Source organism: Burkholderia sp. SJZ089, from assembly GCF_007828315.1.
Classification (GTDB): Bacteria; Pseudomonadota; Gammaproteobacteria; order Burkholderiales; family Burkholderiaceae; genus Burkholderia; species Burkholderia gladioli.
Genome location: NZ_VIUM01000009.1, coordinates 72743 through 87900, shown reverse-complemented (window position 1 = coordinate 87900; position 15158 = coordinate 72743). Strand labels below are relative to the sequence as shown.

Below are 15158 nucleotides of genomic sequence, written 5' to 3'. Positions count from 1 at the left end.
CGGCGTGGCAGTTCCGCTTCCTTCCGATTCCCATGAGCCTTTCCTCTTCCCAATCGAACCCGGCGCTCCGCACGATTCGTTTCGGCATCGTCGGTGCCGGCGCGATCGCGCGTCGCTTCGCGCAATCGCTGCAGCACGTGGCGGGCGCCACGCTCACCCACGTCTGGGCGCGCCGCGCCGAAGCGGCCGCCGGCTTCTGCGCCGAGCTCGGCGGCTCGCCGGTGGCGAGTTTCGAGGCGCTCTGCGCATCCGATCTCGACGCGATCTACATCGCCACCCACAACGACAGCCATGCCGCCTATGCGCTGGCCGCGCTCGCGGCCGGCAAGGCCGTGCTCTGCGAGAAGCCGGCCACCGTCAACGCGCACGAGCTCGACGCGGTGCTGGCGGCCGCGAAGTCGGCCGGGCTGCTGTTCATGGAGGCGATGAAGCCGCCGTTTTATCCGCTGTACCGGCGCCTGCGCGAGCACCTGGCGCAGGATCCGGTCGGCCCGATCCGGCTGGTGCGGGCCGGCTGCTCGATCGCGACGGTGCCGGCCGATCATCCCAGCTTCAGCTTCGAGGGCGCGGGCGGCGCGCTGCTCGATATCGGCATCTACGAGATGTTCCTGGCGGTCGACTGGCTCGGCGAGCCGCTCGAGGTGCAGACGCTGGGCCGGCTCGGCGCGACCGGCGTCGACCTGTTCGCGAGCCTGAACAGCCGCCACGAGCAGGGCATCGCGCAATTGTTCTGCGGGCTGGACCTTGCGGGGCGCGGCGACGCGCTGCTGGCCGCCGAGGGCGGCACCGTGACGATCCACGAGAATTGGTGGAACCCGGCCAAGGCGACGATCCGCTATGTCGACGGTCGGGTGGTCGAGCTCGACGAGCCGTTTTCGGGCGGCGGCCTCAACTACGAGACCGAGCACTTCTGCGCGCTGCTGCGCGAGGGGCTGACCGAAAGCCCGGTGATGACGCACGCGCATTCGCGTCGCATGATCGCGATGACCGATGCCGCGCGCGCGGCGCTCGGCGTGCGTTTCGCGGCGGACCGGGATTCCGGCGCGGCTTGAGCGAGAGGGTGAACGAAGGGGCGAGCGAGCCCGGCTCGCTCGCGCGACTTCAGTGGCGAGTCGGCAGGGCGAGCCGGCGTTCCCACCAGCGCTGCACCCATTCGAGCACCTGGCAGAGCACCCAGTAGACGGCAGCCGCGGCCAGGTAGAGCGGCAGCGGCTGGTAGGTCGAGGCGATGATTTCCTGGGCGCTGCGCAGCAGCTCGGTGACGGTGATCACCGATACCAGCGAGGTGTCCTTGATCAGGCTGATCAGGCTGTTCGACAGGCTCGGCACGGCGATGCGCAGCGCCTGCGGGCCGATCACGTAGCGCAGCGTCTGCCCCCAGGACAGGCCCAGGCTGTAAGAAGCGAGCCACTGGCCGCTCTCGATGCCGAGGATCGCGCCGCGCATGCTTTCGGACATGTAGGCCGCGACGTTGGCCGACAGCGCGATCACGCCGGCCGGCGTCGGATCGAGCGAGATGCCCAGGCTCGGCAGGCCGTAGTAGATCACGAAGATCTGCACCAGCAGCGGCGTGCCGCGCATCAGGCTCACGTAGATGCGCGCGATCGCGTTCAGCACGCGGTTGCGGGCGATGCCCATCAGCGCCAGCACCACGGCGAGGGCGAGGCCGAACACCATCGACAGGACGGCGAACTTGACGGTCAGGACCGCGCCCTGCGCAAGCACGGGCAGCGAATCGACGAGCAGGGATGGGATCGACATGTGGGGCGGTTGGGGCGGGCGCGAAAAGCGCAATAATAAACCGAGCGGAAACAAAACGAAGGGCGGCATCGTCACCGATGCCGCCCTTCGTCGTCACGCGTGCCGCTTTACTTGAGCGGCTTCGAGACGTCGATGCCGAACCACTTGTCCGAGATCTTCGTGAAGGTGCCGTCGGCCTCGAGCTGGGTCATCGCGTCGTCGATCGCCTTGGCGAATTTCGGATTGCCCTTCTTGAACGGGATCGCCGAAGGCTGGCCGGCTTCCAGCGTCGCGCCGGTGCGCAGCGGCAGCTGCGAGTTCTTCAGCAGGTAGGCCAGCATCAGGCGGTCGTTGAGCGCCGCGTCCAGGCGGCCGGCGGCCAGGTCGCGCAGGTACTCGGGCGCGCCCGGGTAGGTCTTGACGTCGATGCCGGGCACCGACTTGGCCATGTCCATGTAGTTGGTGCCGAGGCCCACGCCGAGCTTCTTGCCCTTCAGATCGTCGAGCGACTTGAAGTTGCGCGTGTCGTCCTTGCGCTGGATCAGCTGCGCGGCCGAGTAGGTATAGGCCGGCGAGAAGTCGAGCACTTCCTTGCGCTTGTCGGTCACGCCCACCTGGTTCACGATCACGTCGAACTTGCCCGCCTGCAGGCCGGCGATGATGCCGCTCCATTCGGTGGTGACAAATTCCGGCTTGAGGCCGAGCTTGGCGGCCACGGCCCTGGCGATGTCGACGTCGTAGCCGACCAGCTCGCCCGACGGCGCCTTCGAGTTGAACGGCGGGAAGGTGCCCTCCAGGCCGATGCGCAGCGTGCCGCGCTGCTTGGCTTCGTCGAGCAGGTCGGCCGCGTGGGAGGTGGCGGCGACGAACGAGGCGCCGATCAGCGCGGCGGTCAGGAGCTTCTTCAGCGACACAATCTTCATTCTTTACCCTGTAATGCCCGCAGCGGGCGTTGACGACAGGCAGGCATCATAGCGACGAGGCAATCGATGTCTAACTATCGTTTGTCTATTTCTATATAACCGGTTTCAGCCGCGCGCGATCGCCTTCACGCAATCGGCCACCAGCGGCGGGCCGCGGTAGATGAAGCCCGTGTAGAGCTGCACCAGCGCGGCACCGGCGGCGAGTTTCGCACGCGCGTCCTCGCCCGAAAAGATGCCGCCAACCCCAATGATCGGCACCGCCGCGCCGAGTTCGGCGTGCAGCTTGCGGATCACCTCGTTGGACGCCTCGAACACCGGGCGGCCCGACAGGCCGCCGGTTTCCTCGGCATGCGGCAGGCCCTGCACGGCGCTGCGCGAGAGCGTGGTGTTGGTGGCGATCACCGCCTCGATCCGGTGGCGCAGCAGCAGCGCGGCGATTTCCTTGACCTGCTCGTCGTCGAGATCGGGGGCGATCTTCAGCGCGAGCGGCACCAGCTTGCCGTGCAGGTCGGCCAGGCGCGCCTGCTTGTCCTTGAGCGCGGCGAGCAGCGCGTCGAGCTCGTTGGTGCCTTGCAGTTGGCGCAGGTTCTTGGTGTTCGGCGAGGAGATGTTGATCGTCACGTAGCTCGCGAACGGATAGACGCGCTCGAGGCAGTAGAGATAGTCCTCGGCCGCGCGCTCGATCGGTGTATCGGCGTTCTTGCCGATGTTCAGGCCCAGCACGCCGCGGTAGCGGGCCGCCTGCACGTTCTTCACGAACTGGTCGACACCGTGGTTGTTGAAGCCCATCCGGTTGATCACCGCGCCCGCCTCGGGCAGGCGGAAGATGCGCGGGCGCGGATTGCCCGGCTGCGCGCGCGGCGTGACCGTGCCGACCTCGATGAAGCCGAAGCCGAGCGCGGCCAGGCCGTCGATGCAGGCGCCGTCCTTGTCGAGTCCCGCCGCGAGCCCGACCGGGTTGCGGAACGTGAGGCCCATCACGGTGCGCGGCACCTCCGGCACGCTGGGCGCGAGCAGGCTCGCGAGCCCGGTGCGGCCGGCGGCGCCGAGCATGCGCAGCGTCAGGTGGTGAGCATCTTCGGCGTCCATCTTGAACAGGGACGCGCGGGCGAGCGGATAAAGGGAGCTGAACACGACGAGGGGGCCGGGGCCTGAAAATGGATAACCCGGCATTTTAACCGAACGCGACCGGCGTTCGGCCAGCCCGTGCCTCAGCGCTGGCCGCCGATGCCGCCGGGCAAGGGCGCGCGGGCCAGCGCCGCGTCGACGGGGGGCAGGTTCACGGTGGCCGGGTCGAGCGGCCGCCAGCGCCCGTCGACCAGGCCCTCGAGCGGACGGAAGTTCGCCTTGTAGGCCATCTTCTGGCTCTCGCGGATCCAGTAGCCGAGATAGACGTAGGGCAAACGCAGGCTGCGTGCCTGCTCGATCTGCCAGAGGATGTTGTAGGTGCCGTAGCTGCGGCGCGGGTCTTCCGGCTCGAAGAAGGTGTAGACCGAGGACAGCCCGTCGCCGAGGATGTCGATCATGCTGATCATGCGCAGCGTGCCGGGCGCGTCGGCCGGCTGGCCGTCGCGGTCCGCCGTCTCGGCGGGGCTCGCGTCGCGGAATTCGACCAGCCGCGAATTGATCCGGCTCTGCAGCAGGAACTGCTCGTACTGGTCGCGACTGTCGCGATCCATGCCGCCGCCGGCGTGCCGCGCCGACTGGTAGCGCATGTAGAGCGCGTAGTGTTCCTCGTCGTAGTGCAGCGGCGAGACGGTCGCGACCAGGCCGCGATGCCGGCTCCACATCTTGCGCTGGGTGCGATTCGGCTCGAAGGCGTCGACCGGCACGCGCACAGGAATGCAGGCGCGGCAGCCATCGCAGTAGGGGCGATAGGTGAACACGCCCGAGCGGCGAAAGCCGGCCTTGACGAGTTCGGTGTAGATGTCGGAATTGATCAGGTGGCTGGGCGTGGCGACCTGCGAGCGGGCCACGCGGCCATCGAGATAACTGCAGGGGTAGGGCGCCGTTGCATAGAACTGCAGGGCCGAAAGCGGTGAAAGCGGCAACTCGGTGGGATGAGTCATGGGCAGCTCTCGAGGCGGAGGTTCGCGTCAGCGGGCCCGGCGCAGATCGCCGGACCGCAATGCACGCCGAGCCGGACCCGAACGGATCCCGCAGGCGGGCCCGGCGCGGCGGCTCACGACGCGCGAGGCGCGTGCGGCAACCGACGCGGGACGCGGCGCGAACGGGGGACGAATCGTCAGGGTGGGCATCGGATGTCTTGTCGGATGGTGCCGGCCTCGGCGAGCGCCGGCCGGTCGGATGACGACAAAGGTAACATGAAAAATACCGCCGTGAGGAGGGGGCGGCGCGGGCTTCGGCGGCATTGTCGCGAGCAGGCTTGCTGCGGGTTGCGGGCGGTGTCCGGCGCCTGTTGCGCGGTAGTGCGACGGCGCGAGGCGGGAACGTTAATAGATCGGGGCGGCGGCCGAACTCGCGCGTTGCGCGCGGCGGGTCAGTCCTGGGCGGCGGAGCCGGTCAGTCGCGTGAGCACCTGCTTGTCGAAGCGCCAGGGGATCGGCTCGCGGCCGACGTTGTCTCTCACATGCGCGACGAACTCGCGGCGATCGATCTCGCGGCCGCCGAGCGAAGCCAGGTGTGCGGTGTTCTGCTGGCAGTCGATCATCGTCACCTGGTGCGCGAGCAGGTGCGCGACCAGGCCGGCGAGCGCGATCTTCGAGGCGTCGCTGGCCTTCGCGAACATCGACTCGCCGAAGAACATGGTGCCGAAGGCCACGCCATAGAGTCCGCCGACGCGTTCGCCGTCGTGCCAGGTCTCGATGCTGTGGGCGTGCCCGTCGCGATGCAGCGCGCTGTAGGCCGCGACGATCTCGTCGGTGATCCAGGTGCCGCGCTGGCCTTCGCGCGGTGCCTGCGCGCAGGCACGCATCACGGCGGGGAAATCATGGTCGACGCGGATCTCCCAGCGCGTGTCGCGCAGCACGCGGCGCAGCGTCTTGCGAAACGTGACGGAGACGCGGAACTCGGCCGGCGCCAGGATCATGCGCGGATCGGGGCTCCACCACAGCACGGGCTGGCCGTCGGAATACCAGGGGAAGATGCCGCGATGATAGGCCTCGGCCACGCGCTCGGGCCGCAGCTCGGCGCTCGCGGCGAGCAGGCCCGGTGCGCCGCTGGCGGGGCCGAGCGCCTGTTCGACGCTCGGGAAGGGATCGTCGGCCGCGAGCCAGGGAACCATGCGGCGCCCGTCAGCCGTTGCGCAGCGAGCGGAAGATGTCGCCGGTGTGAACGCCGAAGCTGCCGGCGGCGCGGTCGGCGAAGAACAGGCGCAGGGTCTGGCTGACGGTCGGGAAGGCGATGTCGTCCCAGGGAATCTCGGCCTCGTCGAACAGGCGTACCTCCAGGCTTTCCTCGCCGGCCTCGTACTCGGGGCCGGTCAGGCGCGCCAGGTAGAACAGATGGACCTGGTGCACGTGCGGCACGTTCAGCAGCGTGAACAGGTTCTGCACCTCGACCTGCGCGCCCGCTTCCTCGAGCGTCTCGCGCGCGGCGGCCTCGGAGGTCGTCTCGCCCATCTCCATGAAGCCCGCCGGCAGCGTCCAGTAGCCGTGGCGCGGCTCGATCGCGCGCCGGCACAGCAGCACCTGATCACCCCAGACCGGCACCGTGCCGACCACGTTGCGCGGATTCTGGTAGTGGATCGTGCCGCATTGGTCGCAGACGAAGCGTTCGCGGTTGTCGCCGGAAGGGATGCGCGAGATGACTTCGTGGCCGCAGACTGAGCAGAATTTCATAGAGATGGGGAACGAAAAGGTGATGCGAGTGTATCACCGGGCGGGGGCATTCTCGAACGCTCGGACGGCGCCGCGAAGCGCGTCGGCGCGATGTCCTCGAGGTGGTTCGTGCCGGTCGGTCGCTGCGGCGGACGAACCGCCGAGGATAGCGGAAGGGACGCCGAAAAAGAAAATGGGCCACCAGCCTCAAGTGCCGTGACCCATCATCTTTCCAACTTGGTTGCGGGGGTAGGATTTGAACCTACGACCTTCGGGTTATGAGCCCGACGAGCTGCCAGACTGCTCCACCCCGCGTCCGTCAGAAGAATTAAATTATATGGACTTCTTGAAGATCGTGCAAGCGTTTTATCTGTCCCCGTCATCTCGCCGTTGGCGAGGGACGCTGGGCTAGAATCTCCCGGAGGTTTCCGATCCTTCCCATCACGTGGCGGGGCAGCGTGCGCCGATGCGCGCAGCTCACGATGCCTGCCCATCTCGACGCCTGCTTATGGACTTCGCACACGATCTGCAATCGATCCTGGTTCAGGAACACACCCTGGTCTTTCCCCGATTCGACACGGCCCGCGCCTGGACGCTCGGCACGCGCCTGCGCGAGATGGCGGTGGCGCGCGGCCACGCTGTGGCCATCGAGATCGCCGGCTTCGGCCTGCCGCTGTTCTTCGCGGCGCTCGAGGGCGCCACGCCCGACAACGTCGCCTGGGTCGCGCGCAAGCGCAACACGGTCGCGCACTTTCGGCGCAGCTCCTACGCGATCGGCCTGCGCATGAAGCAGGCCGGCACCACGCTGGCCGAGAAGCACGGCCTGCCCGAGACTGAATACGCCTCGCATGGCGGCGCGTTTCCGTTGACGGTGGCGGGCGCCGGCGTGATCGGCACGATCACCGTCTCGGGGCTGCCGCAGCGCGCCGATCACGAGTTCGTGGTCGAGGCCTTGTGCGCCGAGCTCGGCCATGACTATGCCGCGCTCGCGCTGGCAGGGGAGTAGCCGATCATGAAGCTGCCCGCCTATGCCTGGCTCGCCATCGCGATCGTCGCCGAGGTGATCGGGACCTCCGCCTTGCGCGCTTCCGAAGGGTTCACCCGACTGCTGCCGACCGTGATTGTGATCGCCGGTTACGGCGTCGCGTTCTATGGGCTGTCGCTCACGCTCAAGAGCATGCCGGTCGGCATCGTCTACGCGATCTGGTCCGGCGCCGGCATCGTGCTGATCACGCTGGTGGCGATCGTGCTGTATCGCCAGGTGCCCGACTTGCCGGCCGTGATCGGCCTCGCGTTGATCATCGCCGGCGTGGTGGTGCTGAACCTGTTCTCGAAGATGCAGGCGCACTGATCGGGAGGGTTCGGCGTTCCTGGGTCGTCGATACGCATCCGCTGCGTGATCGAGCCTTGTGATCAGGAGAGGGAAGAGAACGGTGCGGGAATAGAGCAGGGCGGCGCGGCCGGCATGATCATCTGGCCGCGCCGGGTCGAGCGAGCGGCGCGCCGCTCAGTCCTCGTAATCGTCGTCCGACATGAAGGCGCGCATGAACACCAGCGCTCCCCAGCCCCAGATCGCATTGGCCGCGAAGCCCACCGCCAGCGGCGAGAGCATGTTGCCGGCCGGCCAGATGCCGCGCAGCGGATCGATCGCGAACACGCGCGCCGCGGTCGGCACGATGCCGCCGAACACCAGCGCCTGGATCCACGGCGCGCGCCGCTCGGGCGCGACGCGCAGCAGCCAGGCCATCAGGATCGCCCAGCACGCGCTGATCAGCGCGTTGACGATGAACTCCGGCATGCCGAACGGCAGGAACGGCTCGACCGAGAAGCCGGCCGTGTCGATCAGCCCGGCCGCGTGCAGCAGGGCGAGCGTCGCTTCGCGGAAGAACAGGGCGGCGAGGAAGCCGGACAGGAACGGCAGGATGACTTTCTGCATCGGAGCGAGCTTGGGCGCGCGCGGCGCCGGGCCGGGTGCGCGGGTTGGTCGGATTCGGGTTCGCCATTATAGAGGGGTGAGTCGGGGTCCGACCGTCCACGCGCCGCGATATTCGCTGCAGCAGCGCGCAAATCACGAAAGCGGAAAACCTAAGCTCAAAAAAATCGTTCCTAAACGATGCCCCCCTCCCTAGACTGATTTCCCAGAGACGGTAAAGCCCGTCTTCCCGTGCACGGCCAGCTCGGCCGCCGCGCGCTTCGATCCGGTTTCGATCCGGCGAGACCCATTCCCGGCAGACGATCCTGTTCGGTGCCCAATTGGCGCCGAGGGTCTCGCTTTGCCCGAATTTTTTGCAAGAACAGTCAGGCAGGAGCAGCAGATGAATGTGTTCTGGTTTATTCCGACGCACGGCGACAGCCGCTACCTCGGTACCTCCGAAGGCGCGCGCGCGGCCGATTACGATTACTTCAGGCAGGTCGCCGTGGCGGCCGACACGCTCGGCTACGAAGGCGTGCTGCTGCCGACCGGCCGTTCCTGCGAGGACGCGTGGGTGGTCGCCTCGAGCCTGATCCCGGCCACCAAGCGCCTGAAGTTCCTGGTCGCGGTGCGGCCCGGGCTGTCCTCGCCGGGGCTGTCGGCGCGCATGGCCTCGACCTTCGACCGGCTCTCGGAAGGGCGCCTGCTGATCAACGTGGTGACCGGCGGCGACACCGCCGAGCTCGAGGGCGACGGCGTGTTCGTCGACCACGATACGCGCTACCAGATCACCGACGAATTCCTGCATATCTGGCGCGAGCTGCTGGCGAAATCGCACCAGGACGGCACGGTCGATTTCGACGGCAGGCACCTGCAGTCGAAGGGCGGCAAGCTGCTCTATCCGCCGGTCCAGGAGCCGCATCCGCCGCTGTGGTTCGGCGGTTCCTCGCCTGCGGCGCACCAGATCGCGGCCGACCATATCGATACCTACCTGACCTGGGGCGAGCCGCCCGAGGCGGTGGCGAGGAAGATCGCCGACATCCGGGCGCGCGCCGAGGCGCGCGGCCGCAAGATCAAGTTCGGGATCCGCCTGCACGTGATCGTGCGCGAGACCGAGGAAGAGGCCTGGGCCGATGCCGACAAGCTGATCAGCCGCCTCGACGACGCCACCATCGCGCGGGCTCAGCAGGCCTTCGCGAAGATGGATTCGGAAGGGCAGCGCCGGATGGCCGCGCTGCACGGCGGCAAGCGCGGTTCGCGCCAGGACCTGGAGGTCTATCCGAACCTGTGGGCCGGCGTCGGCCTGGTGCGCGGCGGCGCCGGCACGGCCCTGGTCGGCAGCGCCGAGCAGGTGGCCGAGCGCATGCGCGAGTACCAGGCGCTCGGCATCGAGACCTTCATCCTGTCGGGCTACCCGCATCTCGAGGAGTCTTATCGTTTTGCCGAGCTGGTGTTCCCGCTGATCAAGGGCGAGAGCGCCACGCGCCGCAGCGGGCCGTTGTCGGGGCCGTTCGGCGAGGTGGTCGGCAATCATTACGCGCCCAAGGCGAGCCAGAGCTGAGGGAGGCGCGCATGGCAACTCCTGCACTGCAGACTCAGGCCCGGTCCCGCTCGATCGGCCGCGGCGTGGCACGACGCGGCTGGCGCGCGATCGCCCCCTGGCTGGTACCGATCGGCCTGATCGTGGCCTGGGAACTGGCCGCGCGTACCGGCGCGCTGTCCACCCGCGTGCTGCCCGAACCGCTCGCGGTGGTGCGCGCGGCCTGGTCGCTGATCGAATCGGGCGACATGTGGGCCAACGTCAAGGTCAGCACCTGGCGCGCGCTGGTCGGCTTCGCGATCGGCGGCGGCGTGGGCCTCGTGCTCGGCCTCGCCACCGGGCTGTCGAAGGCCGCCGAGGTCGCGCTCGATTCGACCATCCAGATGATCCGCAACATTCCCGCGCTGGCGATGATCCCGCTGGTGATCCTGTGGTTCGGCATCGACGAGAAGGCCAAGCTGTTCCTGGTCTCGCTCGGCGTGTTCTTCCCGATCTACATCAACACCTACCACGGGATCCGCTCGGTCGACGCGAACCTGATCGAGATGGCCAAGAGCTACGGCGTGAAGGGCTTCGCGCTCTACCGCGACGTGATCCTGCCCGGCGCGTTGCCGTCGATCCTGGTCGGCGTGCGTTTCGCGCTCGGCCTGATGTGGGTGATGCTGATCGTGGCCGAGACGATCTCGGCGCAATCGGGCATCGGCTACATGACGATGAACGCGCGCGAATTCCTGCAAACCGATGTGGTGGTGGTCGGCATCCTGCTGTACGCGATCCTCGGCAAGCTCGCCGACGTGCTCGCCAAGTGGCTCGAACGCGCGACGCTGCGCTGGCACCCCGCGTATCAACCGGGAGCCAAGTCATGAATGCGAGCACCCTGAACCCCGGCCACGGCCCGATCGCCGGCGCCGATCTCGATACCGAACTCGCCCAGGCGCGCATTAGCGACGGCGACCGCCAGGCGGCGGCCGTGCTCGAACACGATGCCGGCGCGCACGTGGTGCCGCTCGCGCGGCGCCGCGAGGCGGCGGTGGCGGGCGCGAGCGCACGTAGCGCCGACCATTCGATCGAGCTGCGCCAGGTCGGCAAGCGCTATGGCGAGCGTGCGGTATTGAGCGACTTCAACCTGTCGATCGAGCGCGGCAGCTTCGTCGCCATCGTCGGGCGCAGCGGCTGCGGCAAGTCCACGCTGTTGCGCCTGATCGCCGAACTCGAGAAGCCGAGCGACGGGGCGCTGGTGAAGCGCAGCGAGACCGGCGAGGCGCTCGACACGCGGATCATGTTCCAGGACGCGCGCCTGCTGCCCTGGAAGACCGTGCTGCAGAACGTGATGCTCGGCCTCGGCCGCCGTTCGCGTGAGGACGCGCGCGCCGTGCTCGACGAGGTGGGCCTGCTCGAACGCGCCAACGACTGGCCGGCGCAATTGTCGGGCGGCCAGCGCCAGCGCGTGGCCCTGGCGCGCGCGCTGGTGCATCGTCCGCAGCTGCTGCTGCTCGACGAGCCGCTCGGCGCGCTCGACGCGCTCACCCGCATCGAGATGCATGCGCTGATCGAGCGTCTCTGGCGCGAGCATCGCTTCACCGCGCTGCTGGTCACGCATGACGTGCAGGAAGCTGTCGCGCTCGGCGACCGGATCCTGCTGATCGAGTCGGGAAAGATCGCGCTCGACCAGCCGGTGCCGCTCGAACGACCGCGCGCGCGGGCCTCGGCGGCCTTCGCCGCGCTCGAGGATCGCGTGCTGCGACGCGTGCTCGAGGGCGGCCCCGTGGTCGACGCGCCCGATGCCTTCGAGGTGCCGGCCCCCGCAACCCGTATCCGCTGGGCGGTCTGACGCCGCCCGGCCCCGTTTCACCGAACCTATCGGAGCCAATCAATGAGCATCATCGCCATCAACGTACGCAACCAGTTCAAGGGCAAGGTCAAGGAAATCATCCGTGGGCCGGTGGTATCCGAGGTCGACGTCGACACGCCCTTCGGCATCGTCACCTCGGTGATCACCACGCGCTCGGTGGACGAGCTCGAACTGAAAGTCGGTGCGGAAGTAGTCGCGCTGGTGAAGTCGACCGAGGTATCGATCGCGCGCCTTTGAGGCCGCGCGCGGGCGGCCAGCCCGCTGCCGGCGAGGGTCTGTCATGCGAAGAAGGGACGGGGCACGCGCTTTGCGGCCCCGTTTTTTCGTTTTATCAGTCGCGGTGCTTCATATTGAGGTGCTAGGATGAAATCTCCTTCACGGCGGAGATTTCGATGCTGCCCTCACTCAGTCCTGACGCGATCGACGCGTTGAAATGGATCGATCGGTTCGGCGCCGCGCGGCCCGTGCCGATCGAATATGTCCCCGTGATCGATGCGCTGCTCAACGACGGCTATGTGTACCAGGGCCGTCATGGGCATGCCGAACTGACCGACGACGGCCTGGCCGTGCTGTCGGAATCATCGGAATGACCGGTTTCGATCGAGGAGGCTCGGGAGAATGAAGATGGATATCACAGGGCGAGACCTCGGCGGCTATGTCGAGGCGTACAAGGGCTACCGGCTGGAAGTGAAGACCGAGCAGGTCTGGGTCGGCGAGAAGGCCCATTACCGCGTGCTGCTCGGCGAGGCCGAGGTGATCGGCTGGCGGCTGGTGCATGTCGACGGCGTGTGGCTCAGCGAGCGCAGCGTGGTCGACCAGGTGCTGGCGCTGGCGCGCGGGGCGGTGGATCGGGAGTTGTCGGGCGGGGCGCAGGCGGCCTGAACCAGCCCGGTGTGATCTGAAAACAAAAACGGCGCCAATCTTTCGATTGGCGCCGCCTTCAACTAGACCCACTTCTGAATTCTTTGGGGTGGCTGATGGGACTCGAACCCACGACGACAGGAATCACAATCCTGGACTCTACCAACTGAGCTACAGCCACCACTGTTTCGTTGCCGTTGTTTTGTTTCAGCAGCGAAGAACAAGATTATATGGACAGGTTTTCGCCTTGTCTAGTCCCCTTTTAAAAATTTTCTGCCGGGGCGGGTTCGAAGCGAGTTTCGAACGGCGCGCTCAGGTGCGCGCGCGCCTCGGCGAAGATCGCCGCGACGTCGCCGCGCGCCAGGCGCTTGCTGTCCGACAGCACCCGGCGCCAGCCGCGCGCGCCATGCACGCCGCGGTAGAGGCCGAGCGCGTGGCGCACGATTGCGCCCAGGTAGTTGCCGCGCGCGACTTCGTCGATGCAATAGGCGATCAGCCGATCCTCGATTTCCTCGCGCGTCGGCGCCGGGCCGGCGGCGCCGTAGAAACGCGCGTCGACCTCGGCCAGCACGAAGGGGTTGTGATAGGCCTCGCGGCCCAGCATCACGCCGTCGACGTGCTGCAGGTGCGTCTCGACTTCGTCCAGCGTGGTGATGCCGCCATTGATGAGGATCTCGAGATCGGGGAAATCCTGCTTGAGGCGGTAGGCATAGTCGTACTTGAGCGGCGGGATCTCGCGGTTTTCCTTCGGCGAGAGCCCCTTCAGGATCGCGTTGCGCGCGTGGACGATGAACACCTCGCAGCCTGCTTCGGCGACCGTACCGACGAAATCGCGCACGAACGCGTAATCCTCGACCGCGTCGACGCCGATCCGATGCTTGACCGTCACCGGGATCGACACGGCGTCGCGCATCGCCTTCACGCAATCGGCCACCAGCGCCGGTTCGTTCATCAGACAGGCGCCGAACGCGCCGCGCTGCACGCGCTCGGAAGGGCAGCCGCAGTTGAGGTTGATCTCGTCGTAGCCCCAGTTCTCGCCGAGCCGGGCCGATTTCGCCAGGTCCTCGGGTTCGCTGCCGCCCAATTGCAGGGCGACCGGCGCTTCCTCGGGCGTGAACGCGAGATGGCGCGCGACGTCGCCGTGCAGCAGGGCGCCGGTCGTCACCATTTCGGTATAGAGCCAGGTATGTCGCGAAATCGACCGATGCAGCGACCGGCAATGACGGTCGGTCCAATCCATCATCGGTGCAACCGACAGGCGCCGAGGTGTAGCTTTCATTGAATCTTCCTGCTTTCCAACTGAATCCAGTCGAGTGAATCGGGGCGGTGCGCGGCCGTGCATTGCTTTGCCGCCGGCCGGGGTTTCGCGGCGGCTTATCGCGCAATGAGGCGCGAAGGCGACATTATAAACGACGAGAAAACGACGTCCCGAGCCGTTTCCGGCTCGTCGCGATGTGCTCGAATGTCCCGATCGCTCGACTCGAAACCGCACATCCCCCGAACCCCTGCACGCCCAAGCGAACTTCCGCACCTCGAAATTGATTTCCCGCAAATTCTCGCGGAATAGGGCAAAGGATTTTGCGTGGCTTGCCGCTATCCTTCATCACGTAGCTGACTTGCCTCGGCTGCTTTGAGTTTGGCCCGCTTCGTCAAAACCGAAGCGGGCTTTTTTATGCGCGTCGTCAGGGACGCCAGCGTCGTCTCGTGCGCATGCCGGCGCCCGAAATGGTGAAAGCCCCGAACCGCGAAGCGGCCGGGGCTTTCTTTGCGATCGATCCTTTGGCACGAGGAGACGATGCTCAGACAGTATAGGTGACGTGCCAACGGCACTTTGCGTTTCGATTGTGCATATTTGTATCGATTGTTAATTCCTCGGATTTAATCCCGGCGCGGCGCCTGCCTGGCCAGCAGGGCAGCCCGATCGACATCCCGATCGCCCGCGCAATTCCGCTCAGTGCGTTTCGCCGACGGGCGCCGACTGCAGGCCCGGGCCCGGCAAGGGCTCGATTTCGCGCGGATCGAGCGGTTCCCCGCATTCCGAGCAGACCATCACCGGCTTGACCAGGTGGCCGCAACTGCGGTGCCGCAGCAGGACCGGCGGCCCCGCGCCTTCATCCTTCCAGCGATCGCCCCAGGCGGTCAGCGCCAGCAGCACCGGATACAGGTCGCGCCCCTTCTCGGAGAGCTTGTATTCATAGCGCGGCGGGCGTTCCTGGTAGCGCAGCTTGACGAAGATGCCCTCGTCGACGAGCCGCGCCAGCCGCTCGGCCAGCACATGCCTGGTAACGCCGAGCTGGGCCTGGAAGGCATCGAAGCGCCGCACGCCGAAGAAGGCGTTGCGCAGCACCAGCATGGTCCAGCGATCGCCCAGCACGGCCAGTGTGCGCGCCACCGAGCACGGAATCTCGCCCACCTCGTCCCATTTCATACCGGCTCCGATCGACTGCAAAAGTGAGTTCGATTATAGAACGGACACTCGAACCGATAATCCCCGCGTTGACACTGCCAAACCTGCAAAGAATAATGCGTTCTGTTTTGGAACTAACTACGG

General features: G+C 67.0%; 18 protein-coding genes and 2 tRNA genes. 9 read left to right on the top strand and 11 right to left on the bottom strand.

Annotation, left to right across the window (positions count from 1 at the left end):
• Positions 1 to 32: 32 nt before the first annotated feature.
• The gene (locus FB600_RS18205; RefSeq protein WP_096749059.1) at positions 33 to 1052 is read left to right on the top strand and encodes a Gfo/Idh/MocA family protein; all 1020 of its coding nucleotides are present in this window, start codon (positions 33 to 35) and stop codon (positions 1050 to 1052) included.
• A 49-nt stretch (positions 1053 to 1101) separates the two neighbouring features.
• Here the strand turns inward: FB600_RS18205 and FB600_RS18200 are convergent, their stop codons facing one another.
• The 7 genes from FB600_RS18200 to FB600_RS18170 all read right to left on the bottom strand — a co-directional run bounded on the left by FB600_RS18200 (position 1102) and on the right by FB600_RS18170 (position 6757).
• Positions 1102 to 1761 carry an amino acid ABC transporter permease gene (locus FB600_RS18200; RefSeq protein ID WP_098154128.1) on the bottom strand — a complete coding sequence of 220 codons (660 nt, stop codon included), beginning with the start codon at positions 1759 to 1761 and terminating at the stop codon, positions 1102 to 1104.
• Positions 1762 to 1868: 107 nt separating this feature from the next.
• Positions 1869 to 2663: a cystine ABC transporter substrate-binding protein gene (locus FB600_RS18195; protein ID WP_145757203.1), complete on the bottom strand. Its 795-nt coding sequence runs from the start codon at positions 2661 to 2663 to the stop codon at positions 1869 to 1871.
• A 105-nt stretch (positions 2664 to 2768) separates the two neighbouring features.
• Positions 2769 to 3797, bottom strand: coding sequence for a quinone-dependent dihydroorotate dehydrogenase (locus FB600_RS18190; protein ID WP_096749056.1), 1029 nt, complete (start codon positions 3795 to 3797; stop codon positions 2769 to 2771).
• Positions 3798 to 3874: 77 nt separating this feature from the next.
• Positions 3875 to 4732 carry an arginyltransferase gene (locus tag FB600_RS18185; RefSeq protein ID WP_098181009.1) on the bottom strand — a complete coding sequence of 286 codons (858 nt, stop codon included), beginning with the start codon at positions 4730 to 4732 and terminating at the stop codon, positions 3875 to 3877.
• A 431-nt stretch (positions 4733 to 5163) separates the two neighbouring features.
• The gene (gene aat, locus FB600_RS18180; RefSeq protein WP_036051720.1) at positions 5164 to 5907 is read right to left on the bottom strand and encodes a leucyl/phenylalanyl-tRNA--protein transferase; all 744 of its coding nucleotides are present in this window, start codon (positions 5905 to 5907) and stop codon (positions 5164 to 5166) included.
• Between the two features lie 10 nt (positions 5908 to 5917).
• A complete protein-coding gene (locus FB600_RS18175; RefSeq protein WP_036041204.1) occupies positions 5918 to 6463 on the bottom strand; it encodes an NUDIX hydrolase in 546 nt (181 codons plus the stop codon).
• 217 nt (positions 6464 to 6680) lie between these two features.
• Positions 6681 to 6757, bottom strand: a tRNA-Met gene (locus FB600_RS18170).
• Positions 6758 to 6950: 193 nt separating this feature from the next.
• Between FB600_RS18170 and FB600_RS18165 the strand changes: the two genes are divergently transcribed.
• Positions 6951 to 7448 carry a heme-degrading domain-containing protein gene (locus FB600_RS18165; protein ID WP_096749053.1) on the top strand — a complete coding sequence of 166 codons (498 nt, stop codon included), beginning with the start codon at positions 6951 to 6953 and terminating at the stop codon, positions 7446 to 7448.
• Positions 7449 to 7454: 6 nt separating this feature from the next.
• Positions 7455 to 7793 (top strand): DMT family transporter, encoded by a 339-nt coding sequence (locus FB600_RS18160; protein WP_013697836.1) that lies wholly within the window; start codon positions 7455 to 7457, stop codon positions 7791 to 7793.
• Positions 7794 to 7949: 156 nt separating this feature from the next.
• Here FB600_RS18160 and FB600_RS18155 read toward each other — a convergent pair whose 3' ends face one another.
• A complete protein-coding gene (locus FB600_RS18155) occupies positions 7950 to 8378 on the bottom strand; it encodes a hypothetical protein (RefSeq protein WP_036041198.1) in 429 nt (142 codons plus the stop codon).
• 379 nt (positions 8379 to 8757) lie between these two features.
• On the opposite strand from FB600_RS18155, the gene ssuD reads away from it, so the two are divergent.
• From ssuD to FB600_RS18125, 6 genes are all read left to right on the top strand, one after another.
• Positions 8758 to 9915, top strand: coding sequence for an FMNH2-dependent alkanesulfonate monooxygenase (ssuD, locus tag FB600_RS18150; RefSeq protein ID WP_096749052.1), 1158 nt, complete (start codon positions 8758 to 8760; stop codon positions 9913 to 9915).
• A gap of 11 nt (positions 9916 to 9926) precedes the next feature.
• Entirely contained in the window at positions 9927 to 10760 is an 834-nt protein-coding gene (gene ssuC / locus FB600_RS18145) for an aliphatic sulfonate ABC transporter permease SsuC (RefSeq protein ID WP_025101273.1), read from the top strand.
• Positions 10757 to 11725, top strand: a complete 969-nt coding sequence (locus tag FB600_RS18140; RefSeq protein ID WP_145757204.1) for an ATP-binding cassette domain-containing protein — start codon at positions 10757 to 10759, stop codon at positions 11723 to 11725. The genes ssuC and FB600_RS18140 overlap by 4 nt, the downstream gene beginning before the upstream one ends.
• 42 nt (positions 11726 to 11767) lie before the next feature.
• Positions 11768 to 11983 carry a molybdopterin-binding protein gene (locus FB600_RS18135; RefSeq protein WP_013697841.1) on the top strand — a complete coding sequence of 72 codons (216 nt, stop codon included), beginning with the start codon at positions 11768 to 11770 and terminating at the stop codon, positions 11981 to 11983.
• 155 nt (positions 11984 to 12138) lie between these two features.
• On the top strand, positions 12139 to 12336 hold the full coding sequence (locus tag FB600_RS18130; RefSeq protein WP_013697842.1) for a hypothetical protein: 198 nt from the start codon (positions 12139 to 12141) through the stop codon (positions 12334 to 12336).
• A 34-nt stretch (positions 12337 to 12370) separates the two neighbouring features.
• Positions 12371 to 12628 (top strand): hypothetical protein, encoded by a 258-nt coding sequence (locus FB600_RS18125; protein WP_013697843.1) that lies wholly within the window; start codon positions 12371 to 12373, stop codon positions 12626 to 12628.
• A gap of 84 nt (positions 12629 to 12712) precedes the next feature.
• On the opposite strand, the gene FB600_RS18120 is transcribed toward FB600_RS18125, so the two are convergent.
• From FB600_RS18120 to FB600_RS18110, 3 genes are all read right to left on the bottom strand, one after another.
• Positions 12713 to 12788 (bottom strand) — tRNA-His (locus tag FB600_RS18120).
• An 81-nt stretch (positions 12789 to 12869) separates the two neighbouring features.
• Positions 12870 to 13886: a tRNA dihydrouridine(20/20a) synthase DusA gene (gene dusA / locus FB600_RS18115; protein WP_036051716.1), complete on the bottom strand. Its 1017-nt coding sequence runs from the start codon at positions 13884 to 13886 to the stop codon at positions 12870 to 12872.
• Between the two features lie 672 nt (positions 13887 to 14558).
• Complete coding sequence (locus FB600_RS18110) at positions 14559 to 15035, bottom strand: winged helix-turn-helix transcriptional regulator (RefSeq protein WP_098180828.1); 477 nt, start codon at positions 15033 to 15035, stop codon at positions 14559 to 14561.
• Between the last annotated feature and the right edge of the window lie 123 nt (positions 15036 to 15158).

Bases quoted from the DNA above. Each gene is read 5' to 3' on its own strand.
- FB600_RS18205 (WP_096749059.1), top strand. From the start codon at position 33: ATGAGCCTTTCCTCTTCCCAATCGAACCCGGCGCTCCGCACGATTCGT.
- FB600_RS18200 (WP_098154128.1), bottom strand. From the start codon at position 1,761: ATGTCGATCCCATCCCTGCTCGTCGATTCGCTGCCCGTGCTTGCGCAG.
- FB600_RS18195 (WP_145757203.1), bottom strand. From the start codon at position 2,663: ATGAAGATTGTGTCGCTGAAGAAGCTCCTGACCGCCGCGCTGATCGGC.
- FB600_RS18185 (WP_098181009.1), bottom strand. From the start codon at position 4,732: ATGACTCATCCCACCGAGTTGCCGCTTTCACCGCTTTCGGCCCTGCAG.
- aat (WP_036051720.1), bottom strand. From the start codon at position 5,907: ATGGTTCCCTGGCTCGCGGCCGACGATCCCTTCCCGAGCGTCGAACAG.
- FB600_RS18175 (WP_036041204.1), bottom strand. From the start codon at position 6,463: ATGAAATTCTGCTCAGTCTGCGGCCACGAAGTCATCTCGCGCATCCCT.
- FB600_RS18165 (WP_096749053.1), top strand. From the start codon at position 6,951: ATGGACTTCGCACACGATCTGCAATCGATCCTGGTTCAGGAACACACC.
- FB600_RS18160 (WP_013697836.1), top strand. From the start codon at position 7,455: ATGAAGCTGCCCGCCTATGCCTGGCTCGCCATCGCGATCGTCGCCGAG.
- FB600_RS18155 (WP_036041198.1), bottom strand. From the start codon at position 8,378: ATGCAGAAAGTCATCCTGCCGTTCCTGTCCGGCTTCCTCGCCGCCCTG.
- ssuD (WP_096749052.1), top strand. From the start codon at position 8,758: ATGAATGTGTTCTGGTTTATTCCGACGCACGGCGACAGCCGCTACCTC.
- ssuC (WP_025101273.1), top strand. From the start codon at position 9,927: ATGGCAACTCCTGCACTGCAGACTCAGGCCCGGTCCCGCTCGATCGGC.
- FB600_RS18140 (WP_145757204.1), top strand. From the start codon at position 10,757: ATGAATGCGAGCACCCTGAACCCCGGCCACGGCCCGATCGCCGGCGCC.
- FB600_RS18135 (WP_013697841.1), top strand. From the start codon at position 11,768: ATGAGCATCATCGCCATCAACGTACGCAACCAGTTCAAGGGCAAGGTC.
- FB600_RS18130 (WP_013697842.1), top strand. From the start codon at position 12,139: ATGCTGCCCTCACTCAGTCCTGACGCGATCGACGCGTTGAAATGGATC.
- FB600_RS18125 (WP_013697843.1), top strand. From the start codon at position 12,371: ATGGATATCACAGGGCGAGACCTCGGCGGCTATGTCGAGGCGTACAAG.
- dusA (WP_036051716.1), bottom strand. From the start codon at position 13,886: ATGAAAGCTACACCTCGGCGCCTGTCGGTTGCACCGATGATGGATTGG.
- FB600_RS18110 (WP_098180828.1), bottom strand. From the start codon at position 15,035: ATGAAATGGGACGAGGTGGGCGAGATTCCGTGCTCGGTGGCGCGCACA.